Annotated in this window: 27 protein-coding genes and 1 pseudogene; 24 read left to right on the top strand and 4 right to left on the bottom strand. The window is 61.9% G+C overall.

The window, feature by feature from the left end:
* Window positions 1-8: 8 nt before the first annotated feature.
* Window positions 9-3,257, bottom strand: coding sequence for an Rne/Rng family ribonuclease (locus QN413_RS11240; protein WP_323496689.1), 3,249 nt, complete (start codon window positions 3,255-3,257; stop codon window positions 9-11).
* Between the two features lie 553 nt (window positions 3,258-3,810).
* On the opposite strand from QN413_RS11240, the gene QN413_RS11235 reads away from it, so the two are divergent.
* Genes QN413_RS11235 through QN413_RS11220 form a run of 4 tightly spaced genes read left to right on the top strand, consistent with a single transcriptional unit; the run spans window position 3,811 to window position 6,985 of the window.
* On the top strand, window positions 3,811-4,884 hold the full coding sequence (locus tag QN413_RS11235; RefSeq protein ID WP_416352168.1) for an RluA family pseudouridine synthase: 1,074 nt from the start codon (window positions 3,811-3,813) through the stop codon (window positions 4,882-4,884).
* Window positions 4,881-5,567 (top strand): HAD-IA family hydrolase, encoded by a 687-nt coding sequence (locus QN413_RS11230; protein ID WP_323496687.1) that lies wholly within the window; start codon window positions 4,881-4,883, stop codon window positions 5,565-5,567. The genes QN413_RS11235 and QN413_RS11230 overlap by 4 nt, the downstream gene beginning before the upstream one ends.
* Window positions 5,564-5,929, top strand: a complete 366-nt coding sequence (locus QN413_RS11225; protein WP_323496686.1) for a Rieske (2Fe-2S) protein — start codon at window positions 5,564-5,566, stop codon at window positions 5,927-5,929. Before QN413_RS11230 ends, QN413_RS11225 begins: the two co-directional genes overlap by 4 nt.
* Window positions 5,930-5,941: 12 nt before the next feature.
* On the top strand, window positions 5,942-6,985 hold the full coding sequence (locus tag QN413_RS11220) for a S49 family peptidase (protein ID WP_323496685.1): 1,044 nt from the start codon (window positions 5,942-5,944) through the stop codon (window positions 6,983-6,985).
* A 45-nt stretch (window positions 6,986-7,030) separates the two neighbouring features.
* Here QN413_RS11220 and QN413_RS11215 read toward each other — a convergent pair whose 3' ends face one another.
* Genes QN413_RS11215 through QN413_RS11205 form a run of 3 tightly spaced genes read right to left on the bottom strand, consistent with a single transcriptional unit; the run spans window position 7,031 to window position 9,539 of the window.
* A complete protein-coding gene (locus QN413_RS11215) occupies window positions 7,031-8,200 on the bottom strand; it encodes an MFS transporter (protein WP_323496684.1) in 1,170 nt (389 codons plus the stop codon).
* A 2-nt stretch (window positions 8,201-8,202) separates the two neighbouring features.
* Window positions 8,203-8,961, bottom strand: a complete 759-nt coding sequence (locus tag QN413_RS11210) for an SAM-dependent methyltransferase (RefSeq protein WP_323496683.1) — start codon at window positions 8,959-8,961, stop codon at window positions 8,203-8,205.
* Window positions 8,958-9,539, bottom strand: a complete 582-nt coding sequence (locus QN413_RS11205) for a Maf family nucleotide pyrophosphatase (RefSeq protein WP_323496682.1) — start codon at window positions 9,537-9,539, stop codon at window positions 8,958-8,960. The genes QN413_RS11210 and QN413_RS11205 overlap by 4 nt, the downstream gene beginning before the upstream one ends.
* Before the next feature lie 36 nt (window positions 9,540-9,575).
* Here QN413_RS11205 and QN413_RS11200 point away from each other — a divergent pair, with 36 nt between their 5' ends.
* From QN413_RS11200 to recO, 20 genes and pseudogenes are all read left to right on the top strand, one after another.
* Window positions 9,576-10,124: a YceD family protein gene (locus QN413_RS11200; RefSeq protein ID WP_323496681.1), complete on the top strand. Its 549-nt coding sequence runs from the start codon at window positions 9,576-9,578 to the stop codon at window positions 10,122-10,124.
* 121 nt (window positions 10,125-10,245) lie between these two features.
* A complete protein-coding gene (rpmF, locus tag QN413_RS11195; RefSeq protein ID WP_007830466.1) occupies window positions 10,246-10,428 on the top strand; it encodes a 50S ribosomal protein L32 in 183 nt (60 codons plus the stop codon).
* A gap of 97 nt (window positions 10,429-10,525) precedes the next feature.
* Window positions 10,526-11,578 (top strand): phosphate acyltransferase PlsX, encoded by a 1,053-nt coding sequence (gene plsX, locus QN413_RS11190; protein ID WP_323496679.1) that lies wholly within the window; start codon window positions 10,526-10,528, stop codon window positions 11,576-11,578.
* Window positions 11,578-12,555, top strand: a complete 978-nt coding sequence (locus QN413_RS11185; protein ID WP_323496715.1) for a beta-ketoacyl-ACP synthase III — start codon at window positions 11,578-11,580, stop codon at window positions 12,553-12,555. The genes plsX and QN413_RS11185 overlap by 1 nt, the downstream gene beginning before the upstream one ends.
* A 31-nt stretch (window positions 12,556-12,586) precedes the next feature.
* Window positions 12,587-13,540 (top strand): ACP S-malonyltransferase, encoded by a 954-nt coding sequence (gene fabD, locus QN413_RS11180; RefSeq protein ID WP_323496678.1) that lies wholly within the window; start codon window positions 12,587-12,589, stop codon window positions 13,538-13,540.
* Window positions 13,541-13,579: 39 nt separating this feature from the next.
* A complete protein-coding gene (gene fabG, locus QN413_RS11175; RefSeq protein WP_323496677.1) occupies window positions 13,580-14,323 on the top strand; it encodes a 3-oxoacyl-ACP reductase FabG in 744 nt (247 codons plus the stop codon).
* A 99-nt stretch (window positions 14,324-14,422) separates the two neighbouring features.
* Window positions 14,423-14,662 carry an acyl carrier protein gene (gene acpP, locus QN413_RS11170; protein WP_187052728.1) on the top strand — a complete coding sequence of 80 codons (240 nt, stop codon included), beginning with the start codon at window positions 14,423-14,425 and terminating at the stop codon, window positions 14,660-14,662.
* Window positions 14,663-14,720: 58 nt separating this feature from the next.
* The gene (gene fabF / locus QN413_RS11165) at window positions 14,721-15,965 is read left to right on the top strand and encodes a beta-ketoacyl-ACP synthase II (protein ID WP_323496676.1); all 1,245 of its coding nucleotides are present in this window, start codon (window positions 14,721-14,723) and stop codon (window positions 15,963-15,965) included.
* Window positions 15,966-15,978: 13 nt separating this feature from the next.
* Window positions 15,979-16,464, top strand: a complete 486-nt coding sequence (locus QN413_RS11160) for a hypothetical protein (protein WP_323496675.1) — start codon at window positions 15,979-15,981, stop codon at window positions 16,462-16,464.
* Entirely contained in the window at window positions 16,461-17,153 is a 693-nt protein-coding gene (gene rpoE, locus QN413_RS11155) for an RNA polymerase sigma factor RpoE (protein WP_323496674.1), read from the top strand. Before QN413_RS11160 ends, rpoE begins: the two co-directional genes overlap by 4 nt.
* Window positions 17,154-17,166: 13 nt before the next feature.
* Window positions 17,167-17,394: pseudogene (locus QN413_RS11150) on the top strand (sigma-E factor negative regulatory protein); the annotation flags it as partial.
* A 177-nt stretch (window positions 17,395-17,571) separates the two neighbouring features.
* Window positions 17,572-17,883, top strand: coding sequence for a hypothetical protein (locus QN413_RS11145; RefSeq protein WP_323496717.1), 312 nt, complete (start codon window positions 17,572-17,574; stop codon window positions 17,881-17,883).
* Between the two features lie 21 nt (window positions 17,884-17,904).
* Window positions 17,905-18,975 carry a MucB/RseB C-terminal domain-containing protein gene (locus QN413_RS11140; protein WP_323496673.1) on the top strand — a complete coding sequence of 357 codons (1,071 nt, stop codon included), beginning with the start codon at window positions 17,905-17,907 and terminating at the stop codon, window positions 18,973-18,975.
* A gap of 121 nt (window positions 18,976-19,096) precedes the next feature.
* Entirely contained in the window at window positions 19,097-20,626 is a 1,530-nt protein-coding gene (locus QN413_RS11135) for a DegQ family serine endoprotease (protein ID WP_323496714.1), read from the top strand.
* Between the two features lie 532 nt (window positions 20,627-21,158).
* The gene (gene lepA / locus QN413_RS11130; RefSeq protein ID WP_187052723.1) at window positions 21,159-22,970 is read left to right on the top strand and encodes a translation elongation factor 4; all 1,812 of its coding nucleotides are present in this window, start codon (window positions 21,159-21,161) and stop codon (window positions 22,968-22,970) included.
* A gap of 5 nt (window positions 22,971-22,975) precedes the next feature.
* Window positions 22,976-23,947, top strand: a complete 972-nt coding sequence (gene lepB, locus QN413_RS11125; RefSeq protein WP_323496672.1) for a signal peptidase I — start codon at window positions 22,976-22,978, stop codon at window positions 23,945-23,947.
* 31 nt (window positions 23,948-23,978) lie between these two features.
* Window positions 23,979-24,326, top strand: coding sequence for a DUF4845 domain-containing protein (locus QN413_RS11120; RefSeq protein ID WP_323496671.1), 348 nt, complete (start codon window positions 23,979-23,981; stop codon window positions 24,324-24,326).
* Window positions 24,327-24,352: 26 nt separating this feature from the next.
* Window positions 24,353-25,060: a ribonuclease III gene (rnc, locus tag QN413_RS11115; protein WP_323496670.1), complete on the top strand. Its 708-nt coding sequence runs from the start codon at window positions 24,353-24,355 to the stop codon at window positions 25,058-25,060.
* Complete coding sequence (era, locus tag QN413_RS11110; protein ID WP_323496669.1) at window positions 25,057-26,100, top strand: GTPase Era; 1,044 nt, start codon at window positions 25,057-25,059, stop codon at window positions 26,098-26,100. The genes rnc and era overlap by 4 nt, the downstream gene beginning before the upstream one ends.
* A gap of 3 nt (window positions 26,101-26,103) precedes the next feature.
* On the top strand, window positions 26,104-26,877 hold the full coding sequence (recO, locus tag QN413_RS11105; protein ID WP_323496668.1) for a DNA repair protein RecO: 774 nt from the start codon (window positions 26,104-26,106) through the stop codon (window positions 26,875-26,877).
* Window positions 26,878-26,889 lie beyond the last annotated feature (12 nt).

Below are 26,889 nucleotides of genomic sequence, written 5' to 3'. Positions count from 1 at the left end.
GCGCTTTCTTAGCGCGCCGAGTCGATTTGCTGAGCGGCTTGCTCGAACGGAAGCGTCATGCCGGCAAGGTCGCGACGCGTCTCGACCAGCACCAGAGAGCCTTCTTCCAGCACAACAGTGGGTGGGCGAGGACGCGGCACGTGCGCCGGCCGCGGCTCCGCAGCCATGGCTGCCTGTGCCTGGGCGATCCGTGCGGCATCGGAGTTCACCCAATGCAGTCCGGAGCCTTCGGCGACCTGCGCCAATTCCGCAAGAGGTAGTTCGAACGGTTGAACCTTCGGCAGAGCGCGTGAAGTTTGAGGAGCGGTCGATGCCTTCACGGGTGTAGGCGCCGGGATTGCTGCTGGCGCTGGTACCGGCGCCGTAGCGATTGCGGTTGTTTCAGCAACACCGCCCGCCGATTGCGGCGTCTCAGCAGCAAGTGCGACAGGGGCTGATGCCTGGGCTGCCGCTGCCCGGAAGGGAGCAAAGTACGACGTCGGTGCGAGCGGCTCGGCTCGCTCGTCAGACGACTCAGCGTGCACGAGCGACTCCGGAGCAAGCGCAGTAACGCCAGCCTCTTCCGCGCCTTCGCGTGGCGCCCTTTCGCGGCGGTCACGACCGAACCGGTCGCGCGAGCGGCCGCGACGGTCGTCGCCTTCGCGCCGTGGCGCTTCGGTGCCGATCGCGTCGCCCTGTTGATTGGCGTCGGAGGGCTCGCCCATCAGTTCAGGGTTTGCTCCTTGAGCCGGGTCCTCGCTAGGGCGAGCGCCGTCTTCCGGTCGCCGTTCACGGCGGCCCTCACCCCGCTCACCGCGTTCACCACGGGACGACCGCTCGTCGCCACGTCCGCCACGCGTGCTGCGCTCGCCGCTCGGAGCGCCCTCGACGCTGCCATCGGCGACGGCGTCGTTCGGCGCATCGGTGCCTCGATCACGCGGCGCATCTGCATTGCGATCGTTTCGATCGCCACGGTCGTTGCGGTCCGAGCGATCGCGGCGCTCACCGCGTCCGCGCGGCGCGCGTTCGGATGGCGCTGCGCCAGGCTCACCAGCCAGTGCTTGCGGCGTTGCGGCCACACTCTCCAGCGCAGTGCCTTCCATGGTTTCAGGGGCGTCCGTGCGCACTTCCGAATCGCGACGTCCGCCGCGACCACGGCGCTCGCCATCGCGCGGGGCGCGGCCTTCGCGCGGTTCCCGTGGTTCGCGTCCCTCACGCGCTTCGCGAGGCTCCCGGATTTGCGCTTCGCTGCGTACTTCGGCTTGACCTTCGCGCGGCTCGCGGCGTTCTCCGCCTTGACGCTCTCCGTCGCGACGCTCACCGCCGCGTCCACCGCGGCGTTCGCCATCGCGACCATTACCGCGGTCGCGGCCTTCGCCACCGCGTCCACCGCGGCGCGGCTCGCCTTCACGCGCTCCGCGGCTTTCTCCATCGCGCGACGGACGTCCGTCGCGACGCGCCGGCTTGGCCGCTTCCACCGGACTGACGGCAGGTTCTGGTACCGGCACGGGTGCTGCTGGTGCGGCAAACCAGCTCTTAAGCTTGGCGAAGAAGCCGGTTTCTGCAGGCGCCTTGGCAATCACAACAGGCGCGACCGGGGCTGGCGCCGCCGCCACCGGAGCCGCGACGGGTGCTGCGCGCACGACTTCAGGTTTGGGCACTGCAACCGGAGCCGGCGCATCGGGCAGCACGCCCTTGATGATCGGCGTTTGCTTGTTGGTCGGCTCTTGAGAGCGACGCGTGACCGAGGTCGGGTCTTCGATTTCTTCGGCCATCTTGTAACTGGCTTCGATGTGGTCGAGGCGCGGGTCGTCGTGCTTCAGGCGCTCGAGACGGTAGTTCGGCGTTTCGAGCGTTTTGTTCGGCACCATCAGCACGGTCACGCGCTGCTTGAGTTCGATCTTGGCGATTTCGGGGCGCTTTTCGTTCAGAAGGAACGAAGCGACTTCGACCGGCACTTGAACGTGCACCGCGGCCGTGTTGTCCTTCAGACATTCTTCCTGAATGATCCGCAGGATCTGCAGCGCGCTGGATTCCGTATCGCGGATGTGGCCAGAGCCGCCGCAGCGAGGGCAAGGAATCGACGAACCTTCGCTCAGTGCCGGCTTCAGGCGCTGACGGCTCATTTCCATCAGGCCGAACTTGCTGATCGAGCCGAACTGAACACGTGCACGGTCTTGGCGCAGCGCATCGCGCAGGCGGCTTTCGACTTCGCGGCGGTTCTTCGACTCGTCCATGTCGATGAAGTCGATGACGATCAGCCCGCCCAAATCGCGCAGGCGCATCTGTCGAGCCACTTCATCGGCGGCTTCGAGGTTGGTGCGGGTGGCGGTTTCTTCGATGTCGCCGCCCTTGATGGCTCGGGCCGAGTTGACGTCGACCGACACCAGTGCTTCGGTGTGGTCGATCACGATGGCGCCGCCACTCGGCAATTGCACTGTGCGCGCGTAGGCCGATTCGATCTGGTGCTCGATCTGGAAGCGGCTGAACAGCGCCGCGTCGTCGCGGTAGCGCTTCACGCGGGCTGCGTGCTCGGGCATGACGTGCGCCATGAACTGCTGCGCCTGCTCGTAGATGTCGTCGGTGTCGATCAGGATGTCGCCGATGTCGTGATTGAAGTAGTCACGAATAGCGCGGATGACAAGGCTCGACTCTTGATAGATCAGGAAGGCGCCCTTCGCGCCCTTCGATGCGCCGTCGATGGCCGTCCACAGCTTGAGCAGGTAATTCAAGTCCCACTGCAGTTCAGGTGCGGAGCGGCCGATGCCGGCGGTGCGGGCGATGATGCTGGCACCCTTCGGGTACTCCAGCTGGTCCATGTTTTCCTTGAGCTCAGCCCGATCTTCGCCCTCGATGCGACGCGAAACGCCACCGCCACGCGGGTTGTTCGGCATCAGCACGACATAGCGGCCGGCCAGCGAAATGAAGGTGGTCAGGGCAGCGCCCTTGTTGCCGCGTTCTTCCTTTTCAACCTGAACGACCAGTTCCTGGCTTTCACGGATAGCGTCCTGGATGCGGGCCTGGCTGGCCGACACGCCTTCGGCGAAGTATTGCTTGGAGATTTCCTTGAACGGCAGAAAGCCATGGCGGTCTTCGCCGTAGTCGACGAAGCAGGCTTCGAGCGACGGCTCGACCCGCGTCACGACGGCTTTGTATATGTTGCCTTTACGCTGCTCGCGTCCTTCGATTTCGATCTCGTAGTCGAGGAGCTTTTGCCCATCGACGATGGCCAGGCGGCGCTCTTCAGGCTGCGTGGCATTGATCAACATCCGCTTCATATTGGGTTGTCCTTGTTCGTATCGTTCTGACCGGCTCATGACGAGCCAACGATGCACGGACGACGCCTGCGAAACGAAGGAATTGCCGCTTGGCCCCGAATGTCCCAGCCTTCCACGACGAGCGCGGTCGGCCGTTTGAGCGTCAGCTCAACGACAAGCGGGGTGGGGGCGCGTGGATGGGTGCGAGCCAGATTCGGTGTTGACTTGCCATCGGTTCGACGGCGGGGTGCGCAAGGGTGGCGCGCGCTGCAGGCGATTCAATGCCCGAGGCCACTGGCCAACCGGGCATTAGCCAGGTGGGGCAGCGCAGGCAGATCTGAATCAGCAGCATCAACACAAGGGACTCGCTTCGATCCGCAAAAAGCTGGAAGGCTATTTGCTGGGTATTCCGTATCGGTGTTTCGTGGGCGTCGGCTTGACTTGGATGTTTTGCCCGCCGCCGTGCGCCGTTGCGCTTGGCTTGCGAACTCAACACCAAAGCGGCATCGACCTCACAACGCGGGTTTGGGTGCTCTAAACTTCTGTCTAATCAAGCACTTACATGACCGCGCTGGTGAAAAACATTATAGGCGTGAAGCCGGCCTCCGAGGCCACTGAAACGGGCTCGCCGGATTCGGTTGTCAAATTTTTGACAGTCGATGAAGAGTCGGCCGGGCAGCGACTCGACAACTTTCTGTTCCGCCATTTGAAGGGCGTGCCCAAGACCCACGTCTACCGGATCATCCGCTCCGGCGAAGTGCGTATCAACAAGGGCAGGGCGCAAGCCGAGACCCGGATCGCATTCCGCGATGTGCTGCGGCTACCGCCGGTGCGCATTTCTGCACACGTGGAAGAAAACGCAGCCAGGCCCGCACCGGGAAGGCAGTTTCCGGTGCTGCTGGAAGACGACGCCTTGCTCGGGATCGACAAGCCTGCCGGCGTGGCGGTGCATGGCGGCAGCGGCGTTAGCTTTGGCGTCATCGAACAATTGCGCAGCGCGCGTCCGACGGCGAAGTTTCTGGAACTCGTGCATCGGTTGGATCGCGATACGTCCGGAATTCTGCTGGTCGCCAAAAAGCGGAGCGCGCTGACCGCGTTGCAAGAACAATTTCGCGAACGTGAAACTGGCAAGACCTATCTGGCGCTCGTCGAAGGAGCCTGGCCTGCGAATAAGAAGGTGCTGGACTCGCCACTCGCCAAATACCTGCTGCCCGGCAAAGACGGCGCGCCGGAGGCTGGAGAGCGCCGCGTGCGGGTGGTTGCCAAGGACCACCCGGATGCAATGCGCGCCGTTACGCTGGTGCGAGTGCTCGCGCGGCTCACGTTGCCTGGAGATGCGGCACCGGTGTCGCTGCTCGCCGTGACCATCAAGACCGGACGCACCCATCAGATCAGGGTTCATCTGGCTTCGGCTGGCCATGCGATCACGGGCGACGACAAGTACGGCGAATCCGACCGACAGCGCGCTTTGGCGAAACTCGGGCTGAAGCGAATGTTTCTGCATGCCTGGCGTCTTCAGTTCACACATCCGGCAAGCGGCGAGCGCGTTTCACTGCAGACCGATCTTCCCCCCGAACTTCACGCGCTGATGCCGCCATCGGCACTCGACGCACTCGCTCAACATCCGCCCCCGACATCCCACGCATGACCGATTCCATCAATTCGCGCGCCTCCAGACCCCTCCGCTTCGACCTGATCGCCTTCGATTGGGACGGCACGCTCTACGACTCCACGCGTCTCATCGCGCGCTGCATCCAGGCGGCGGTGATCGACGTCGGCGGCGCCAAGCCGAGCGAGGACGACGCGGCCTGGGTCATCGGCCTGGGGCTTGCGGAAGCGCTGGCGCGCGCCGCTCCCGACGTTCCGAAAGAAAAGTACGTCGAATTGGGTGCCCGCTACCGATATCACTATCTGCAGCACCAGGACGATCTGGTGCTCTTCGATGGCGTGCTGGAGATGATCGACGCGCTGCGCACGCGCGGCCACAAGCTCGCGGTCGCCACCGGCAAGTCGCGTCGCGGATTGAACGATGCGCTGGCAACGGTAGCGCTGCGCGATCGCTTCGACGCCTCGCGCACGGCCGACGAGACTGCGGGCAAGCCGCATCCCCGCATGTTGCTCGAACTCATGGAAGAACTCGACGTTGCGCCTGAGCGCACCTTGATGATCGGTGACACGACGCACGACCTTCAGTTGGCGATCAACGCGGGCTGTCCCAGCGTCGGCGTGAGTTATGGCGCCCATGAACCGGCGGCGTTCGATGCGTTCAAGCCTCTCCACACTGCGCATTCGGTTGCGGACCTGCAGGGGTGGCTTGCAGCCAACGCATGACCCAGGCGATTCCCTTGTGCAACTCGTCCGACCTCGTGGAAGGCGACCGTGCCGTGCCGTTCGATGTCGTCTATGCCGGCGAGACCTGCCGTGGCTTCGCGGTCCGCTTTGATGGTGTGCCGCATGCCTACTTGAATCGGTGCAGCCATGTCGCGATGGAAATGGACTTCCAGCCCAACCGATTTTTCGACGACAGCGGTCAGTGGCTGATGTGCGCAACGCATGGTGCCGTTTATGCGCCGCACACTGGGGAATGCGCCGGTGGACCGTGCCGCGGTGGCCTCGTCAAGATCACCCTCGGCGAGAGTGGCGGCGTGGTGCACTGGCATACTGATTGGAACCTCCAACCTCTGGCCTTTTAAGCCGTTTTCCACATGACCGACCCGAACCGCACGGAACCTGAAGGTTTTGAGCCTTTTGATCCCGCAGCGCCCGTTCCACCTCCCCACAGCGCTCCGAAGAACACAGGCAGAGGTGATCCGACACAGACGATCGGTTGGGAGCGCGCGACACTCGAGAAGCTTGCCTTCGCATCGTTGAAAGAGCAAAAGGCGACGCGCCGCTGGAAGACGTTCGTGCGGCTGAGCTGGTTGCTCTTTTTCATCTTCCTGGTGTGGTTCGGAGTGTCGCGCGCCACGCCGACGACCGCCAAGACCACGTCGCACACGGCAGTCGTAGAGATCAAGGGCGAGATCGCCAACGGCGCCGATGCGAGCGCCGAATTCGTGGTCGCTGCGATGAAGACCGCGTTTGAGGACGATGGAGCGAAGGCGGTGGTGCTGCTGATCAACTCGCCCGGCGGTAGCCCGGTGCAGGCCGGCATCATCAGCGACGAGATCAAGCGGCTGAAGGCCAAGTACAACAAGCCTGTGTACGCCGTAGTTGAAGAAACTTGTGCCTCGGCTGCGTACTACATCGCTGCGGCAACCGACAAGATCTTCGTCGACAAGGCAAGTATCGTCGGCAGCATCGGCGTGTTGATGGACGGTTTTGGTTTCACCGGCACCATGGAGAAGTTCGGTGTCGAGCGACGTTTGATCATTTCCGGCGAAAACAAGGGCTTTCTCGATCCGTTCAGCCCGGTCAACGACGCGCAACGCGCGCATGCGCAACAACTTATCGACCAGATCCACGATCAGTTCATCAACGTGGTGAAGACCGGCCGCGGTGATCGGCTCAAGCTGAACACGCCGGGCCTGTTCAGTGGCTTGTTCTGGAGCGGTCAGCAAGCCATCGATCTTGGCCTGGCCGACCAGCTGGGCAATGTCGATTACGTGGCGCGCGAAATCGTGAAGGCCGAAGAAGTCATCGACTACACGCGCCGCGACAACGTGGCCGAGAAGCTCGCCAAGAAATTCGGCGCTGCGATGGGCGATGCCTCGATTCGTGCGCTGCACACAGTGCCTGCTCTGCGATAAGTTGCGCTGAAAGCCGCGTCAGGCCAAGTTCGGTCGCTGGCAAATTCAGCGGCCGTCGGCGTAGCGGGCTGAAGCCGCCAGCGCCACGGCGAACACGACGACGACATACAAAGCCGCAGTGAGGGAGCCGAGTCGGGCAAGCAGGCCGATCACCGGTGGCCCGGCCATGAATCCCAGATAGGCTGCAGCCGATACGACTGCGATGCCGCGCGCAGGTTCGACGCCAGGCACGCGTGCCGAAGCGGAAAACAGGATCGGCACGACGTTGGCAAAGCCCACGCCTACGCCAGCAAAACCGACCAGAGCGAGCCACGGCATCTCGGTGATCAATACGACGGACATCGATGCCGCTGCCAGCAGCGCACTCCAGCGCAGCAGAACGGCCGGCGCAAAACGAGCGCGCATGGCATCTCCAGCAAAACGCGCCGCCGCCATCGCTCCCGAAAAGCTCGCATACGCGAGCGCCGCCTGCTGCTGCGGGCTGCCGAGCTCCTGCTGCAGATAGAGCACGCTCCAGTCGTATATGGCGCCTTCGGCAATCAATCCGAGCGCGGCCAGCACACCCAGGATCATGAGTGCGCCGTGCGGCAGCCGAGAGCCCGACTCAGGCGGCGCGCTCGTCGCGGGCGCCTTCGGAGACATCCAAGCTGCGGACAAACCGATGCCGAGCGCCATCACGGCCGCTACCAAGATCAGGTGCCAGCGAGGCGACAAACCCGCAGCGAGCACTGCGCTGCCGCTGACGGCGCCTGCCATGCCGCCGAGACTGAACATGCCGTGCATGCCGCTCATCAATGTCTTGCCGCTGCGCAATTCGAGTTGCGCGGCTTCGGTGTTGATTGCCACATCGAACACGCTCGTCACGAGGCCGAAGCCGGCCAGCAACAGCAGCAGCGACGCGTAGCCGGGCATCGAGAGCAGGCCGGCCAGCAGCAGCGCATAGACGCATCCGCACAGCGCGCCAACGATCCCCCCGCCGTACCGGCCGATCAGGCGGCCTGCCTGCGACAAGCCGGCCAGCGCGCCGAAACCGGCGGCGAGCATGGCAAAGCCCAACTGCGCCTCGTCGATGGCGTAGTGCGCCTTTACGGTCGGCACATGGACGCCCCAAGTCGCGAAGATGAACCCGGAGAAAAAGAACTGCGAGCGGATCGCCCAACGGGTGATGGCGGTGACGCCTTCGACTGCCCGAACGATGGTTGATGCAGCACCCAACGCTAGCGTCCGATCGCAAAGACCGCGGGTAAACGTTCATCCACGGCGATCGTCTTGGCGCGCCAGGCTTTAACCGTGTCGCTTCGAACGCTCGCCGTCGGCAAGGTCAAGCCGCGGGCCACTGAGAGCCGTGTGTTGTGCTGCAGCGTTTGCGTCAACGCCTGGAGCATCGCAGTGTTGCGATACGGTGTCTCGATGAAGAGCTGCGTTTGCCCAGTGCGCAACGCCAGCGTTTCGAGCTCGCGAATGCGTTGGTTGCGGGCATCTGCATCCTGCGGGAGGTAGCCGACGAAGGCAAAGTTCTGGCCGTTCAACCCGCTGGCTGCGAGCGCCAGCAACAGCGATACCGGGCCTGTCAGCGGCACGACGGTAATCCCCAACTCGTGCGCAGCGCGTGTGACCGACGAGCCGGGGTCGGCCACAGCGGGCATGCCGGCTTCGCTGAGCAGACCGATGTCATGCCCCTCCAGTGCAGCTTTCAATAGCGGCTTGGCATCGAATTGGCCGGCGTGGTCGCCCTTCTTGTGAACTTCCCGTGGTAGTTCTTGGATCTGCTGCGCCTGCAACGGTGCAGCCAGTGGTGCCACGGTGTCGATGCGTTTCAGGTAAGCCCGCGCAGATTTCGCGTTTTCGCAGATCCAGTGGGTAATGCCCGCAGCCGTCTGCAGCGTGCCGAGCGGAAGCGCGTCCTGCAGCGGCGCTTGGACGTCGCAACCGAAGTCGAGCGGCGCCGGGACCAGATAGAGCTTGCCGGGCGTCAAAGCAGTTCGATCCCGGCGGCGCGCAACATGCGGCAGGTCCGAATCAACGGCAGGCCGACGAGAGCCGTCGGGTCGTCGCTGTCGATGGCGTCGAGCAACGCGATACCTAGGCCCTCGCTTTTGGCGCTGCCGGCGCAGTCGTACGGTTGTTCTGCCTGCAAATAGTTTTCGATGGCGTCGTCGTCGAGTTCGCGAAAGACGACGCGCACCGGAGCGATATCGCGCTGAGCGAAGCCGGTGGCGTGGCACACGACCGCCACTGCTGTCTGGAATATCAGTGTCTGGCCGCGCATGCGCCGCAGTTGGACCGTGGCGCGCGCATGGTCGCCGGGCTTGCCTAGCGCTTCGCCGGCAAGGTCGGCGACCTGATCGGAACCGATCACTATGGCTTCGGGAAATCGGGTGGCGACGGCGTTCGCCTTTTCAAGCGCGAGGCGCTCGGCAAGCGCTCTTGGCGTCTCTTGCGAATGTGGCGTTTCGTCAACATCGGGTGCGTGAACTTCGAAGGGCAGTCGCAGGCGGTCGAGCAGTTCGCGACGGTATCGGGATGTGGAAGCCAGAATGAGAGTGCGTTGCATGAACCGCGATTGTGCGGGAGCGCTAGACTGGCGCTAATGAACAGAGAATTCGCCCCCACGCGGCTGGATGTGGCTGGCTTTGCTGCTGAAGAAGGCACGCTCGCGGCAGTCGACCTGATTGCAACATACCCGCGCCTAGTGTCCGAACTTGCCGACCCGGCCGACGACATTGTTGTCCGATGGGAAGCGCACGGCGCACAGCGCCCCGGCGCGACCGGCGGTACGGCGTCTTGGCTTCATCTCGTCGCCAGCTCCGCCGTGCCACTGGTTTGCCAGCGATGCTTGACGCCGGTCGACACCGAACTGGAGGTCGACCGCTGGTTCCGCTTCGTGGCGGACGAGGCCACCGCTGAAGCCGAGGACGATGGCTCCGAAGAAGACCTCCTCGTGACCAGCCGCGATTTCAACGTGCAGGAGCTTGTCGAAGACGAGTTGCTGATGGAAATCCCTATTACCCCGGTGCACGACGTTTGTCCTGTGCCCGTCAAACTGTCTGTGGTCGACGCGGATTTCGATGAGTCCGAGGCCGCAAAGCCCAATCCGTTTGCCGTGCTCGGCGCCTTGCGACCACGCAAGGGCGAGTAGCCGACTGGCGAAACCTCAATGCCTGGGCTATAATCATGGGCTTCGCGTGCGCCACTTTCGGTCTCGGGGCCTGCAGCCCTGAAGCGCATCCACTCACCCCCTTATCAGCCCAGGAGCCATCATGGCCGTCCAGCAAAACAAAAAGTCGCCCTCAAAGCGCGGCATGCATCGTTCGCACAACGCACTCGTGGTTCCCGGCATCGCCGTCGAGCCGACCACGGGCGAAACGCACTTGCGCCACCACATCAGCCCCAACGGTTTCTACCGTGGCCGTCAGGTGCTCAAGAACAAGTCCGAAGCCTGATTTCGCACGCCAAGGCCAAGGCCCGATGCTACTTTTTCCGTAGCGTCGGGCCTTTGTTTTGATGGCTACGTCTTCTGCCTCATCCGTTGTGTCGCCTGTGATCACGCTTGCCGTGGATTGCATGGGCGGCGACCACGGTCCCAGCGTCACGCTTGCAGCTTGTCGTGCCTTTCTCGATCGGCATACCGGAGCCGCTCTGCTGATGGTGGGCGCACCGGCTGCATTGACCGGTTTCTCACACCCGCGGGCGACGCTTATCCAAGCAAGCGAAGTGGTGGCAATGGACGACCCGATCGAAGTCGCCTTGCGGCGCAAGAAGGACTCGTCTATGCGGGTCGCCATCCAACAAGTGAAGGATGGATCCGCGCAAGCCGCAATCTCGGCAGGTAACACGGGTGCTTTGATGGCAATCGCCCGCTATTTGCTTAAGACAATGGATGGCATCGACCGGCCTGCCATTGCGCCGCAGTTGCCGAACATCAAAGGTGGTGCCACCACCGTGCTTGATCTGGGTGCCAATATCGATTGCGATGCAGAGGACCTGCTCCAGTTCGCGGTGCTCGGCTCCGCGCTCGTGTCGGCGCTTACCGGCAACGAATCCCCGACGGTGGGACTCTTAAACGTCGGTGAAGAAGCGATAAAAGGAAGCGACACGATAAAAAAAGCCAGTCAATTGCTTCGAACGGCTGCTAATTCGCAGGATTTGAACTTCTACGGCAACGTCGAAGGCAACGATATATTCAAGGGAACGACCGACATCGTGGTGTGCGACGGTTTTGTTGGCAACGTCGCGTTGAAGGCGAGCGAAGGCGTAGCGTCGATGATTGGTGAGTTCATTCGAATAGAGTTCTCGCGCAACATCTTCACCAAAGCCGCGGCCGTCGTTGCGTATCCGGTTCTAAAAGCATTTAAAAGTCGCTTGGATCACCGTAGGTACAACGGCGCTGCGCTGTTGGGCTTGCGTGGCTTGGTGTTCAAGAGCCATGGTTCTGCGGATGCAGTGGCCTTCGGGCACGCTTTGGATCGCGCTTATGATGCCGCTCGCAACAACTTGCTAGATCGCGTGCGAACCCGCATCGCCCATGCCGCGCCTCTGCTTGCTCGGCATGATTCGACGGCGAAGGTCGCACCTGCGGCACTTCACGCTTGATGATTCCTTTTTCACGCATCACCGGTACTGGCAGCTTTTTGCCACCGCGCCGGGTGACCAACGACGAACTCGCAGCCGATCTGGCGCTGCGGGGTATTGAGACTTCCGACCAGTGGATCATCGATCGCACGGGCATCCATGCCCGTCATTTTGCAGAGCCACATATCGGTGCCAGTGACCTCGCGCTCGAGGCTGCAAAACACGCGCTGGAATCGGCCGGTCGCAAGGCCAGCGACATCGACCTGATCATCGTGGCGACATCGACGCCGGACATGGTGTTCCCTTCGTCCGCCGCGATCCTTCAGCACAAACTGGGCATCGCGGGTTGCCCGGTCTTCGATGTTCAAGCGGTTTGCAGTGGATTCGTTTATGCGCTCACAGTGGCCGACGCCCTGATCAAGACCGGAACCGCGAGGTGCGCGCTGGTCATCGGCGCCGAGGTGTTCTCCCGCATCCTCGACTTCAATGATCGGACGACCTGCGTCCTGTTCGGCGACGGTGCCGGTGCTGTCGTCCTCGAGGCCAGCGACCAGCCCGGCATTCTTGCGAGCGATCTTCATGCCGACGGCAAGCATGTCGGCATTCTGTGCGTCCCGGGACACGTTTCTGGCGGCAAGGTGCTTGGAACACCGCTACTGCACATGGATGGCCAGGCTGTCTTCAAATTGGCCGTGCGCGTGCTGGAAGATGCGGCGCGAGCCACACTTGCTAAAGCGGGTAAGACAGAAGCCGATATCGATTGGCTGATTCCGCATCAGGCCAACATCCGGATCATGGAAGGCACGGCCAAGAAGCTGAAGTTGCCACTTGAGAAACTCATCGTCACCGTGCACGAGCATGGCAATACGTCGGCCGCTTCTATTCCGCTGGCGCTTGATGAAGCCGTGCGCTCCGGCAAAGTTAAGAAGAACGACACCGTCATGCTAGAAGGCGTCGGCGGCGGTTTCACTTGGGGCGCGGTGCTACTGAGTTTGTAGCGCGCAGCGGCTTCGTCGGAGACATAAAAATATGACATCTTTCGCTTTTGTTTTTCCAGGGCAAGGCTCTCAAGCCGTGGCCATGCTCGACGGTTGGGGCGACCATCCTGCGATCGGCGAAACTGTTCGTGAAGCCTCCGATGCCTTGGACGAAGACATCGGAGCGTTGATCAAGAACGGTCCGAAAGAAGCGCTCGCGCTCACCACCAACACCCAGCCCGTGATGCTGGTTGCGGGTGTGGCCGCATGGCGTGCTTGGCGGGCAGAGGGCGGCGCGATGCCTGACGCAGTGGCGGGCCATTCGCTTGGCGAATATTCCGCGTTGGTGGCCGCCGGCGTGTTGACGTTGGCGCAGGCCGCGCCGTTGGTTCGTTTTCGCGCCGAAGCGATGCAGAAGGCGGTCCCCGTCGGCACCGGCGCAATGGCCGCAGTGCTGGGCATGGAAAGTGCCAAAGTCATCGCAGGTTGCGCTGAAGCGACTGCGACCTTCGGTGCGCGCAGCCTCGAAATCGTCGAAGCCGTGAATTTCAATGATCCGATGCAGACGGTGATCGCCGGCAGCAAAGCCGCGGTCGACAAGGCGTGCGAACTGCTCAAGGCGAACGGGGCCAAGCGCGCACTGCTGTTGCCGGTGTCGGCGCCTTTTCATTCCAGTCTGATGAAGCCGGCGGCTGAAGCCCTCCGCGCCAAACTTGCGACGGTCGCTTTTTCGGCGCCGCAGATGCCTGTGCTCAACAACATCGATGTGAATGTTGAAACCGATGCCGATCGCATTCGCGACGCGCTGGTGCGGCAAGCGGCCGGTCCGGTTCGCTGGGTCGAAACTGTGTTGGCCTTGAAAGCACGCGGCGCCGGCGCCATTATCGAGTGCGGGCCGGGCCGGGTACTGGCGGCAATGGCAAAGCGCATCGCTCCCGAGTTGATAGCGGGGTCCGTATACGACCCAGCGACGCTCGCCGAAACCAAACACTCGCTCGCCGGCTGACCGGCCCGACAGCAGACAGCCTGCAGCACTCCCGTTTATATGAGCACTCCAAAATTCGAAGGACAGGTCGCCCTGGTCACCGGCGCGTCGCGTGGTCTCGGTGCCGCCATCGCGCTTGAACTCGCGCAGCGCGGCCTGAAGGTTATCGGCACCGCAACCACCGACGACGGCGCGGCCAAAATCAGCTCGACGCTGGCGGCCTTCGATGGACGTGGTCGCTCGCTCGACGTCAACGATGCCCCGGCCGTCGAAGCACTGATCGAAGAGATCGTGACGGCCTTTGGCGCGATCCACGTCCTGGTGAACAACGCCGGCGTGACGCGGGACAACCTCGCGATACGCATGAAAGACGATGACTGGGATGCCGTCCTCGACACCAACCTAAAAGCAGTGTTTCGCGTGTCCCGCGCTGTCATCCGTCCGATGATGAAGCAGCGCTACGGCCGCATCATCAGCATCACCAGTGTGGTGGGCGCGTCGGGTAACGCGGGCCAAGCCAACTACGCGGCCGCCAAAGCGGGTGTGGCAGGCATGACGCGCGCATTGGCGCGCGAACTCGGCAGCCGTAACATCACAGTCAATTGCGTTGCACCCGGCTTCATCGAGACCGACATGACTGCCGGTTTGCCGCCGGCGCAGCAGCAAGCGCTGCTGTCCCAAATTCCGTTGGGACACTTGGGCAAGCCTTCAGACATCGCGCATGCGGTCGCCTACCTTGCTTCACCCCAGGCAGCCTACGTGACGGGGCAAGAACTGCACGTCAACGGCGGCATGCACATGTAGTTGTCCGGCGCAATCTTTTCCCGCGAGGGCGGTGCGGCAAATGCCACAATCCGCCCGGCTAAAATCCACCGATTACTTACAACCCCCAGAGGGAATCAAATGAGCGATATCGAAGCACGTGTCAAAAAAATCATTGCCGAACAACTCGGCGTGGAAGAGTCCCAGGTCACCAACGAAAAGTCTTTCGTGGCCGACCTCGGTGCTGACTCGCTCGACACGGTCGAACTCGTGATGGCACTCGAAGACGAATTCGGCATCGAGATCCCTGACGAAGACGCAGAAAAAATCACGACGGTTCAAAACGCCGTCGACTACGCATCCAAGAATCAAAAGGCCTGAACGGCCGGTTGGGCCGAGGGCATGTTCCCGGCCCGACGCTCCCAGAAAGGTTGCCGGCATGACCAAACGCCGCGTCGTCGTGACCGGACTCGGTTGCATCGCTCCTGTCGGAAACACGGTGGCCGAATCCTGGACCAACTTGTTGGCCGGCAATTCGGGCATCGACACCATCACATCCTTCGACGCCAGTCCCTTTGCCTGCAAGTTTGCCGGCGAAGTGAAGGGCTTCGACATCACGAAGTACATCTCGGAGAAAGAAGCGCGTCATATGGACCGCTTCATTCACCTAGGCATGGCGGCAGCCATGCAGGCAGTACAAGACAGCGGCCTCAAAACCGGCGATGCGCTGGAGCCCGAAGAAGCCACCCGCATCGGCTGCAACATTGGTTCGGGCATCGGCGGTTTGCCGATGATCGAAGCCACGCACGCTGAACTGGTCAACCGTGGCCCCCGCCGCGTTTCACCTTTCTTCGTGCCGGCGTCGATCATCAACATGATCTCAGGTCACGTGTCGATCAAGTACGGCTTTCAGGGCCCGAATATTGCGGTCGTCACGGCCTGCACCACGGGTCTTCATGCCATTGGTCTGTCGGCTCGAATGATCGAGTACGGCGACGCCGATGTGATGGTGGCCGGCGGCTCCGAAGCGACCGTGTCGCCACTTGGCATTGGAGGCTTTGCGGCCGCGCGCGCACTGTCGACGCGCAACGAAGATCCGAAGACGGCATCGCGCCCCTGGGATAAAGACCGAGACGGCTTCGTATTGGGCGAGGGCGCCGGCGTGGTGGTGCTCGAAGAATACGAGCACGCCAAGGCGCGCGGCGCCAAGATCTATGCTGAGATTTCTGGCTTCGGCATGAGTGCGGACGCCTATCACATGACCGCGCCGAGCGTGGACGGACCGCGCCGTTCGATGGCCATGGCCCTGACCAACGCGGGCGTGAACGCCGATGAAGTGCAGTATCTGAATGCGCACGGCACCTCGACGCAAATCGGCGACGTGAATGAGACCAACGCCATCAAGAATGCTTTCGGCGCGCATGCGAAAAAGTTGGTCGTGAATTCGACCAAGTCGATGACCGGCCATCTGTTGGGCGGCGCCGGAGGCATCGAATCGGTCTTCACGGTGCTCGCGCTCCACCATCAAAAGAGCCCACCGACCATCAACATCTTCAACCAGGACCCGGAGTGCGACCTGGACTACTGTGCCAACGAAGCGCGCGACCTGAAGATCGACGTGGCTGTCAAAAACAACTTTGGCTTCGGCGGCACCAACGGCACGCTGGTGTTCAAGCGCGCTTGAGCGCCGCTCTCCCATGCACAGCGCCCCGTCGGTGAGCTACCCGGTGGGGCGTTCGCGCAGCGCGACGCGGCTCCTGACGGTGCTATGGGTTGCTGGCGCTTGCTGCGCGGGCGCTGCGCTTTTTCAGTTCGAACATGTCGGTTGGCGGCATGTGCTGATTCTTGCGAGCGTGGTCTTGACTGCGACGGCTGCGCGACGGACGTTGGGCCCGGTGCAGCCCATCGATCTCGTTTTCGACGGGCAGGACTGGTCTCTTTCTGGATTGGCATCGCGCAAAGTGGCGCGAATCGTGGTTGTGCTGGATCTGCAATCCTTGTTGTTGGTGCGACTCGATGAGCCGACTCGACGCGTGCGCTGGCTGTGGCTTGAACGCCGGGGCCGGCCTGAGCGTTGGCAAGATCTGCGCCGCGCGGTTTACTCGCGTGCGTTGTCCGGCGCACCCATTAAAACTCCCGCTACCGCCGTCGACCCCGCCGGCACGGTGGTTGCAGCGCCATGAGCGAAACGCCTCCCCCCGTCGCGCCCGTTCCTCATGTGGGTGCTGCGACCGATGGCGCAGAGGACGTGGCCGCCGCGCCCAAACCCGGCGAAGTCGACTTTCAACTCGTCCAGCGGACGGTAGCCGGCGACCAAAAGGCCTTCGAACTGCTGGTCATCAAGTACCAACGACGCATCGAACGGCTGATCGGCCGCATGGTTCGCGACGTCGACCTGGTCGAAGATATTGCCCAGGAAACATTCATTCGGGCGTATCGCGCACTGCACCAGTTTCGGGGGGATGCGCAGTTCTACACCTGGCTCTACCGGATCGCTGTCAACACCGCCAAGAAGGCTCTGGTCGACATGAAGCGCGATCCGACCATCTCCGAAAGTGCATTGCGTCCTGGTTCCGACGACGACGATGAAACTTACCGGCCCGGAAACGAACCAATCAGCGACGAGACCCCCGAAACCGTGCTGGCGGCCGCCGAAATCGCCCGCGCCGTCGAGGCCGCGATGGAAGCACTGCCGGCCGAATTGCGCCAAGCGGTCACGCTGCGCGAGATCGAGGGCATGAGCTACGAAGAGATTGCCGAGGTCATGAATTGCCCGATCGGCACGGTGCGGTCGCGGATTTTTCGCGCGCGGGAGGCCATATCGGCCCGGGTTAAACCGATGCTGGACAACCAGTCCGGCAAGCGTTGGTAAGCAGGTGAATGAAATGAACCAGTCAAAAACAGTCCTCGAACAAATTTCCGCCCTTGCCGATGGTCAGTTGCAAGGCGAAGAATTTGTCGCCGTCGTCGCCCGAGCCGCCGAGGAAGAAGATTTGCGCGCAACTTGGCAGAGCTACCACCTCGTGGGTGACGTGCTGCGGGCCGGAACGCATGCGCCATGCAGCGACAGCACGATGTTTCTTGCCCGTTTCCGGCAGCGGGTGTCCCAGGACCCGATTGTCCTGGCAGCGCCCGCGCAGGTGTGGCTTGCGCAGCCTATGCCGCCGCAAATTCAAACGCAGCTACCAAATCGGATCGAGGCTGCCAACGAGCCAGTGTTCCGCTGGAAATTGGTGGCAGGTGCGGCTTCGATTGCCGCCGCCGCTGCGATCGGATGGAGTTGGGTAGCGATGAACACCGCGCCAGCCGGTCCACAGCTTGCACAACAGCAACAACAGCAGCCACAGCCAGGCCAAACCGCTCCTGTCGTGGCGGTTGCCAATATGGCCATCACATCGTCGGCCAGCACGACACCTGTGCCGTCGCCAAGCCTGACCGCCCTCTCTGCAACCCGCGTGATGGTCGGCAACGGCAATCCTCAGGTGATGCTGCGCGACCCGCGACTGGACGAACTGCTCGAGGCGCATCGCCAGGCCGGCGGCGCATCGCAAATGCCTTCGGGCTTCCTGCGCAACGCGACTTTCGAAGCGCCTTCGCGCTGACATCGGCAGTCGATCGAACCGATGAATCTTTCGATGCCGATTCCTGCGCGCAGGCTCGCAGTCGTGTTCGTTGCCCTGTGCGTGACGCAGTTCGCGGTGGCGCAACTGCGCAGCGACCCGGCTGCGAAAAAGCCGATGACCCGAGCACCTGTCGGTGAGGCGCCGAACCTTGCGAGCTTCGGTGTCGTCGAATGGCTGCAACGCCTGCACACGGCATCACGCGAGCGGAGTTACGTGGGCACATTCGTGGTGTCGGCTTCAGCGGGCAATCTTTCGAGCGCGCGCATCTGGCACGCGTGCGAAGGCGACCTGCAGTTGGAGCGCGTTGAGGCACTGACCGGGCCCGCGCGGTCCACGTTCCGGCGCAACGACCACATAATGACCTTTCTTCCCGACACCAAAGTCGTGAAGAGCGAAAAGCGCGAGAGCCTGGAGCTGTTTCCCAATCTGCTCGGCGCGCCCGATTCTTCCATCGCCGACTTTTACGGCGTGCGCGTGCTGGGACACGATCGGGTCGCAGGTTTCGACACCGACGTCATCAGTCTGGTACCGCGCGACAGCCTTCGCTTCGGCTATCGGATCTGGAGTGAACACCGGTCCGGCCTCGTCGTCAAATTGCAGACTGTCGACGGCGATGGCAAAGTCGTGGAGCAGTCGGCTTTTTCTGAATTGCAGCTCGACGCGCCGGTCAAGGTGCATGCGCTTTCGCAAATGATGCAGAGCACTGCGGGCTACCGCGTCGAGAAGTCCGAACTCGAGCGCACCACGCCGATGGCCGAAGGCTGGGCGCTTAAAACGCCCGTGGCAGGCTTCAAACCGACCAGCTGCTACCGACGGGTCATGGGTGGCGCCGGCGCGCGCGAGCGCACCGTGCAGTGGACGTTCTCCGACGGTCTTGCTTCGGTCTCGCTCTTTATCGAGCCGTACGACGCGCAGCGTCAGCCGCAGGAAGTTGTATTGATGCTCGGCGCTACCTACACGATGACCCGTCGTCTGGTCGACAAGGGCGGAGATTGGTGGCTGACAGTGGTCGGCGAAGTGCCGCCGCAGACGCTCGATACCTTTGCTCAGAGTCTTGTGCGGACGCGTTGAGCGCCATCAGCGCGGCCGCATGGAGTTCTTCGATCTCCCCTCACTCGACCGTGCTGAACCAAACTGGTAGCGTTCATTTCACAGCACCGTTCCGCTGCCCTCTATTGAAAGAAATTCGATGATGATGTTCTATGCCGAGGGCAAAAAACTTCGCGCCTCCCTGTTCGTTTGCGCCTTGATGGTTGCTGCTGCGACTGCATCGCTTTTACCGGTCACGTCAGTCCAGGCGCAAACGCGCACGCTGCCGGATTTCACCGATCTCGTCGACCAGGTCGGGCCTTCAGTTGTCAACATCCGGACGATCGAAAAAGTCGCACAGCGCGCTGGTAATGGCGAGATGGACGAAGAGATGCAGGAGTTCTTTCGCCGCTTCTTCGGGCAGCCTCCTCCCGGCGCGCCCGGCGCGCCCGGTGCTCCGGGTGCCACACCGGGCACGCCGCGTGGCGCACCCAAGCCTAATCGGCCGCAGCAGCCGGTCCCTGAAGAAAAGCGACCACGTGGTGTGGGCTCGGGCTTCATCTTGACGGCAGACGGCTATGTGATGACCAACGCGCATGTGGTCGAAGATGCGTCTGAGGTCATGGTCACCTTGCCCGACAAGCGCGAGTTCAAAGCGAAGCTCATCGGCGCTGACAAACGCTCCGACGTGGCGGTGGTCAAGATCGAAGCGACCGGCCTACCGGCGGTGAAGGTCGGCGATATCTCCAAGCTCCGGGTCGGCGAATGGGTGATGGCCATCGGTTCGCCGTTCGGTCTCGAGAACACGGTCACGGCTGGCATCGTCAGCGCCAAGCAGCGCGACACCGGTGAGTACCTGCCGTTCATCCAGACCGACGTGGCGATCAACCCTGGCAACTCGGGTGGACCGCTCATCAACATGCGCGGTGAAGTCGTGGGCATCAACAGCCAGATCTATTCGCGTTCTGGTGGTTTCATGGGCATCTCTTTTGCGATCCCCATTGACGAGGCGATTCGCGTGAGCGACGCGCTCAGGACCTCGGGTCGCGTGTCCCGCGGGCGCATCGGCGTGCAGATCGATCAGGTCAGCAAGGATGTTGCCGAATCGATCGGGCTGGGCAAAGCGCAAGGCGCACTGGTGCGCAGCGTCGAAGCGGGCTCGCCGGGAGAGAAGGCCGGCGTCGAACCGGGTGACATCATCACCAAGTTCGACGGCAAGGCGATCGACAAGCCGAGTGATTTGCCGCGGTTGGTGGGCAACACCAAGCCCGGCACCAAGAGCACGCTGACGGTGTTCCGCCGCGGCAGCGCCAAAGACCTGACGGTGACAATCGCCGAAATTGAGCCTGACAAGCCTGCAAAACGCGTGTCGGACAAAGAAGAGCCAGCGCCCAAGGTCGCACCGACTTCGGCGGCTGCAAAGTCGCTTGGACTCGCAGTGAGCGAACTCGGAGACGCCCAGAAGAAGGAGCTCAAGCTCAAGGGCGGCGTGAAGATCGACACGGCGACCGAGGGCGCAGCGCGTGCTGGTCTCAAGGAGGGCGATGTCATCCTTGCCGTCGGAAATGCCGAGGTCGGCAATGTGCATGAATTCGAGAATGCCATTGGCAAGGCCGACAAGAGCAAAGCAGTCACGGTGTTGGTGCGCCGCGGCGAATGGGCTCAATACGCCTTGATTCGGCCGGCGCGCTGATCTGCACCCATGTTCATCGCCGGGACGTATTGGCCCCGCTCGGCAGTCGGGTTTTCGGCATTTTCGAGGCGCCGTTGAAACGAAAACAGAGTCGGTAACAAAAATTTTTCAATCGAAACAGCTGCCTGTTTGTTTGCAATCACTAACTTTTAGTTAGGGCTAAGAACCGGTTTCGGTAGAATGGAACCTCGGTAGACGCCACTTGATGCATAAGCAGCCATGTCGTCTCCACGATGCGGTATTCCACGGAACAGTCCACCGGCGGTCCACAGATCGCCCACAAGTTGTTCAGTGAGTGATCCACAGTTATTGTTGATAAGCTGTTTATAACTTTCATGTTGCTGACCTGCAACGACCTATTCGGACCGGGTTCCTGGATGTGCGTGCTCTCCTTTTTGCCTACAATGAAGTTCCAACTACTGCAGTTGCCATTGCTTGTTGGTTCAGGGCGCGTCTCCGGAAGACGCGCCCTTTTTTCTTGCCTGTCGCCTTCTGCGCGCGAGCCAATTCAAGTACTTAAGCGTCCCCGTTGATGAATCACATCAGAAATTTTTCGATCATTGCTCACATCGACCATGGCAAATCGACACTCGCAGACCGGCTGATTCAACGTTGCGGCGGTCTCGCGGAGCGCGAGATGCAGGCGCAGGTATTGGACTCGATGGACATCGAGAAAGAGCGTGGGATAACCATCAAGGCGCAGACCGCTGCGTTGCATTACAAGGCGCTAGATGGACAGGTCTACAACCTCAATTTGATCGATACGCCGGGCCATGTGGACTTCTCATATGAAGTGAGTCGTTCGTTGTCGGCATGCGAAGGTGCGCTGCTCGTCGTCGACGCATCGCAAGGTGTCGAAGCTCAGACCGTTGCCAATTGCTATACCGCGCTCGACCTCGGCGTCGACGTCGTGCCCGTGCTCAACAAGATGGACTTGCCGAACGCGGACCCCGACAACGCGAGAACCGAGATCGAAGACGTGATCGGCATCGATGCGACCGATGCGATTCCTTGCTCTGCCAAAACCGGCATGGGCATCGATGAAATTCTTGAAGCCGTCGTGAAGAGGATGCCCGCACCGCGCGGCAACCCCGATGGCCCGCTGCGCGCGATGATCGTCGACAGTTGGTTCGACGCCTACGTCGGCGTCGTGATGTTGGTGCGCGTCGTCGATGGTCGATTGGTCAAGGGCGAGCGCATCAAGATGATGGCATCGGGCGCCAGCTACAACGCCGACAGCCTTGGCGTGTTCACGCCAGCAACCGAAGCGCGGCCATCGCTCGAAGCAGGCGAGGTCGGTTTCATCATTGCTGGCATCAAGGAGTTGCAGGCTGCGAAGGTCGGAGACACTGTCACGCTCATCAAGACCGGCACGGGCGGCGCAGCGGCAACGGCGACGGAAGCGTTGCCGGGCTTCAAGGAAATCCAGCCGCAGGTTTTTGCAGGCTTGTATCCGACGGAAGCGAGCGAGTACGAATCGCTGCGCGACGCGCTCGAAAAATTGAAGCTCAATGATTCGTCGCTGCGCTACGAGCCCGAAGTGAGCCAGGCGCTTGGCTTCGGATTTCGTTGCGGCTTTCTCGGCTTGCTGCATATGGAGATAGTGCAGGAACGCCTTGAGCGCGAGTTCGACCAGGACATGATCACGACCGCACCCAGCGTGGTCTATCAGGTGGTGCGCAACGACGGCGAAGTCATCATGGTCGAGAACCCCTCAAAGATGCCCGACGTCGGCCGCATGTCGGAAATTCGCGAGCCGATCGTTACGGTGCATCTCTATATGCCGCAGGAATATGTGGGCGCCGTTATGACGCTCGCCAACCAGAAGCGCGGCGTGCAGATGAACATGGCGTATCACGGTCGGCAGGTCATGCTGACGTACGAAATGCCGCTCGGCGAAATCGTGCTCGACTTCTTCGACAAACTGAAATCGGTGAGTCGCGGCTATGCCTCAATGGACTACGAGTTCAAGGAATACCGCGCGTCGGACGTCGTCAAGGTCGACATCCTGTTGAACGGCGAGCGGGTCGATGCGTTGTCGATCATCGTGCATCGCAGCCAGTCGCAGTACCGTGGCCGAGCGGTGGTTTCGAAGATGCGAGAGATCATTTCGCGCCAGATGTTCGACGTCGCGATCCAGGCTGCCATCGGGGTCACCATCATTGCGCGTGAGACAATCAAAGCGCTCCGCAAGAACGTGCTGGCCAAGTGCTACGGCGGTGATATTTCCCGCAAGAAGAAGCTGCTCGAGAAGCAGAAAGCGGGCAAAAAACGAATGAAGCAGATCGGTTCCGTCGAGGTCCCGCAAGAGGCTTTCCTGGCGATCCTGCAAGTCGAAGACTAACCACCATGGCACTCCTCACTTCCCTGATCCTCGCGGCCTTTGCAGGCTACATCGGCGCTTGGTACTCCGGCGCCGTCGAAGGCAACTTCGCGTTGTTGCTGTTCCTAGCAACCGTTGTCACTGGTCTCTACTGGTTGGCTGAGCGTTTTTACTTCCTGCCCAAGCGTCGACGTGCGGCCGAAGCCATCGACTCGTCATTGGCCGAGCGCAACGCCCGCCTGGCCGGCAAGGGCATCACGCAAGTCGACACGGTCGATGTAAAGGCGCGCGAGCGGCTGCTCATGCAGCCGTGGTGGCTCGACTGGACCGCCGGCCTGTTTCCCGTGATCCTGGTCGTGTTCCTGCTGCGCTCGTTCTTGTTCGAGCCTTTCAAGATCCCGTCCGGTTCGATGATGCCGACGCTGCTTACGGGCGACCTGATCCTGGTCAACAAATTCACCTATGGCCTGCGGCTGCCCGTCATCAACACCAAGCTGACCGATGGCACGCCGCCGGCCCGCGGCGATGTGATGGTGTTCCGCTATCCGCCACAGCCGAGTCTCGATTACATCAAGCGTGTGGTCGGCCTGCCGGGTGATGAGGTCGCATACCTGAACAAGAAATTGACCATCAACGGCAAGCCGATCAGCAAGGACGCCGTCCCGGAGTATTTCGACGAGGAAGCCATGCGCTACCTGAAGGAATACAAAGAGGATCTGGTCGGCCGGCAGCACTACTTGCTGAACGACGACAGTCGCAGAGCGGGTTTGTCGGAGGCTGAGATCATGACCTTCCCCAACCGTGAAAATTGTCGTTACAGTGTCGACGGCGTCGTGTGCAAAGTGCCGGAGGGTCACTATTTCATGATGGGCGACAACCGCGACAACTCGCTGGATTCCCGCTATTGGGGCTTCGTTCCCGACAAGAATATCGTTGGAAAAGCGTTCTTTATCTGGATGAATTTCGGCAATCTCAAACGCATCGGTGCGTTCCAATAACTAGATCCATCCATTCGAGGGGTAAGAGGGCATGAAGACTGGTCAATACAAGCAGCGCGGTATTTCGTTCATCGGACTTTTGTTCGTGGCGGTCGTGCTGGCGTGCGTAGGGGTTGTCGTCGCGCAGGTGATTCCGACTCTTATCGAATACCAGGCCATCGACAAGGCAGCCAACAAGGCCAAGGAAGGCAACACGGTGCCAGAGGTTCGCGCCATCTTCGATCGTTCCCAGGCCATCGACGATTTCAAGCTGAGCGGCAAGGACCTCGACGTCAAGAAAGATGGCGACAAAGTGGTCGTCTCGTATTCGTACGAGCGCGAGATCCCGTTGTTCGGCCCCGCTGTGCTTCTCATGCGATACAAAGGTCAGTCGCGCTGAAACCGCCGCAGAAGTCCTCGCCGAACGTGCCGCTTCTCAAGGCGGACGGCGGCCTCCCGGCGCTGCAAGCGCGCCTCCAGTACACCTTCGCCGATGCGCGCCTGTTGCAGCTCGCTCTCACGCATCGCAGCTTTTCGTCGGACCATAACGAGCGCCTAGAGTTTCTGGGTGATTCGGTGCTGAATCTGGCAGTCGCGCATCTTCTCTACGTCAAGCTGGGCGGCCTGCCAGAAGGCGACCTTTCGCGCGTTCGCGCCAATCTGGTCAAGCAGGAAACGCTGCACCAACTGGCGATCAAACTCGGATTCGCGCCCTTGCTGCGGCTGGGAGAAGGCGAGTCGCGCTCCGGCGGCTCGGCACGCCCGTCGATTTTGGCGGACGCGCTGGAGGCGCTGATTGGCGCGGTGTACCTCGACGCCGGGTATCCGGCTGCCCAGGCGCTGGTGCATCGGCTCTTCGAGGCCGTCGAGATCAATCCGCGCATGGACGCAGTCGGCAAGGACCCAAAGACCGAATTGCAGGAATGGCTGCAGGGCCACAAAATGAAGCTGCCTGCATACCGCGTGGCAGGCACCGTGGGCGCGGCCCACAAGCAAACGTTCGACGTCGAATGCGCGGTGGAAGAACTGGGCCTGACCGAACGCGGCATCGGTGGCTCGCGCCGCGCTGGCGAACAGGCTGCTGCTGCCGCGATGCTGATCAAACTCAAAGCCCGAAGCACGAAAGCTGCATGACCAATACCGATACGACCGAACCGACCGAACCCGCAACCGACCCTATCCAACCCGACGAGCCCATCAAAGCCGACACCGAAGGCGATGCGGACGATTCGCACGCCGTCGGTGTTTCCGTCGCTCCACCGACCGCCGAAGGCCCGCGCCATTGCGGCCTGATTGCCATTGTCGGCAAGCCCAACGTCGGCAAGTCGACTCTGCTCAACGCGCTGGTCGGCCAGAAGATCAGCATCACCTCGCGCAAGGCGCAGACCACGCGGCACCGCATCACCGGCATGCGCACGGTCGGCGCCACGCAGTTTGTCTTCGTCGACACGCCAGGCTTCCAGACGCTGCATGCCAACGCGTTGAACAAGTCGCTCAACAAGACCGTGCTGGGTGCCGTGGCCGACGTCGACCTGATCCTGTTCGTGGTCGAGGCTGGCAGCTTCACGCCGGCGGACGCGCGCGTGCTGGCGCTGCTTGCAAAAGACATCCCGACCCTGCTGATTGCCAACAAACTGGACAACATCCATCGCCGCGGCGACATCGCGCCCTGGCTGCAGACGATGCAGGCAAGACATGCGTTTGCCGAGTTCGTCCCGATGTCGGCCAAGAGCGCCAGGGATGTCGAGCGCCTGTTCGCCATTTGCGAAAAGTACCTGCCCGAGCAAGCCTGGTTCTATGCCGAAGATGAACTCACCGACCGCAGCGAGAAGTTCCTTGCAGGCGAGTTGGTCCGTGAAAAGCTGTTCCGCCTGACCGGTGACGAGCTGCCCTACACCTCGACCGTCATCATCGACAAGTTCGAAGAGGAGCCGCCGCAGCGCAAGGGCCAGAAACGGCTGCTCCGCATCGCCGCGACCATCGTGGTCGAGCGCGACGGGCACAAGGCGATGGTCATCGGTGACAAGGGCGAGCGCATCAAGCGCATCGGCATGGAGACGCGCGTCGAGCTCGAAAGGCTGGTCGACGCCAAGGTGTTCATCGAGCTCTGGGTCAAGGTCCGCTCTGGCTGGGCCGACGACGAGGCCCGTGTGCGGTCGTTCGGCTACGAGTGAAGGATGGCGACGGGGCATCGCGTTTCTCACGAGCCGGCTTACGTCCTGCATCGCTACGACTGGAGCGAGTCGAGTTTGATTCTTGAAGTTTTCACCCGGCACCACGGTCGAATCGCTCTGGTGGCCAAGGGCGCGAAGCGGCCGACTTCCAACTTCCGCCCGGTGCTTCTGCCGCTGCAGCCGCTTCTGTTGAACTACGGCGGCGATGCCGAGATCCGCGCGCTCAAGGGTGCCGAATGGGTCGGCGGCCATGTCATGCCGACCGGCGAGTCGCTGCTCTCGGGCTTGTATGTCAACGAGCTCTTGCTGCGCCTGCTGGCGCGCGACGATGCCCACGAATCTCTCTTCGATTCATACGCAGGGGTCGTCGAGGTGCTTGCCGGGGAGCATGCAGGCGCGCAGGCCGCTACCCAGGCAGCGGCGCTTCGAGCTTTCGAACTGTTGCTGCTGCGCGAGGTCGGCCTACTGCCTGCGCTCGACGCCCAGACGATGACGCTGTCATCGTTGGCGCCTGAGCTGCGCTACACGCTGGTTTCCGAGGCCGGTCTGCGTCAGGCTGAAGCACAAGATGCCGCGTTGACCGGCGCCGAATGGCAGGCACTGCAGGCGGCGCTGGACGATCACACACCATTCACCGCAACCCTGCGGTGCATTGCCACGCTCAATGTCGGCAGCAACGCCGCATTGCGTAGTCAATTGCGTGTCCTGCTCAACTACCATTGTGGCGTGTCCACCCTGCGCACCCGGCAGATGATGCGAGACCTGCAAGCCCTCTGATCGAATCGATCC

The organism is Variovorax sp. LG9.2 (genome assembly GCF_035018885.1).
In the GTDB taxonomy this organism is placed as follows: Bacteria; Pseudomonadota; Gammaproteobacteria; order Burkholderiales; family Burkholderiaceae_C; genus Variovorax.
The sequence above is the reverse complement of the archived record's forward strand: the minus strand, read 5'-3'. Positions and strand labels throughout refer to the sequence as shown.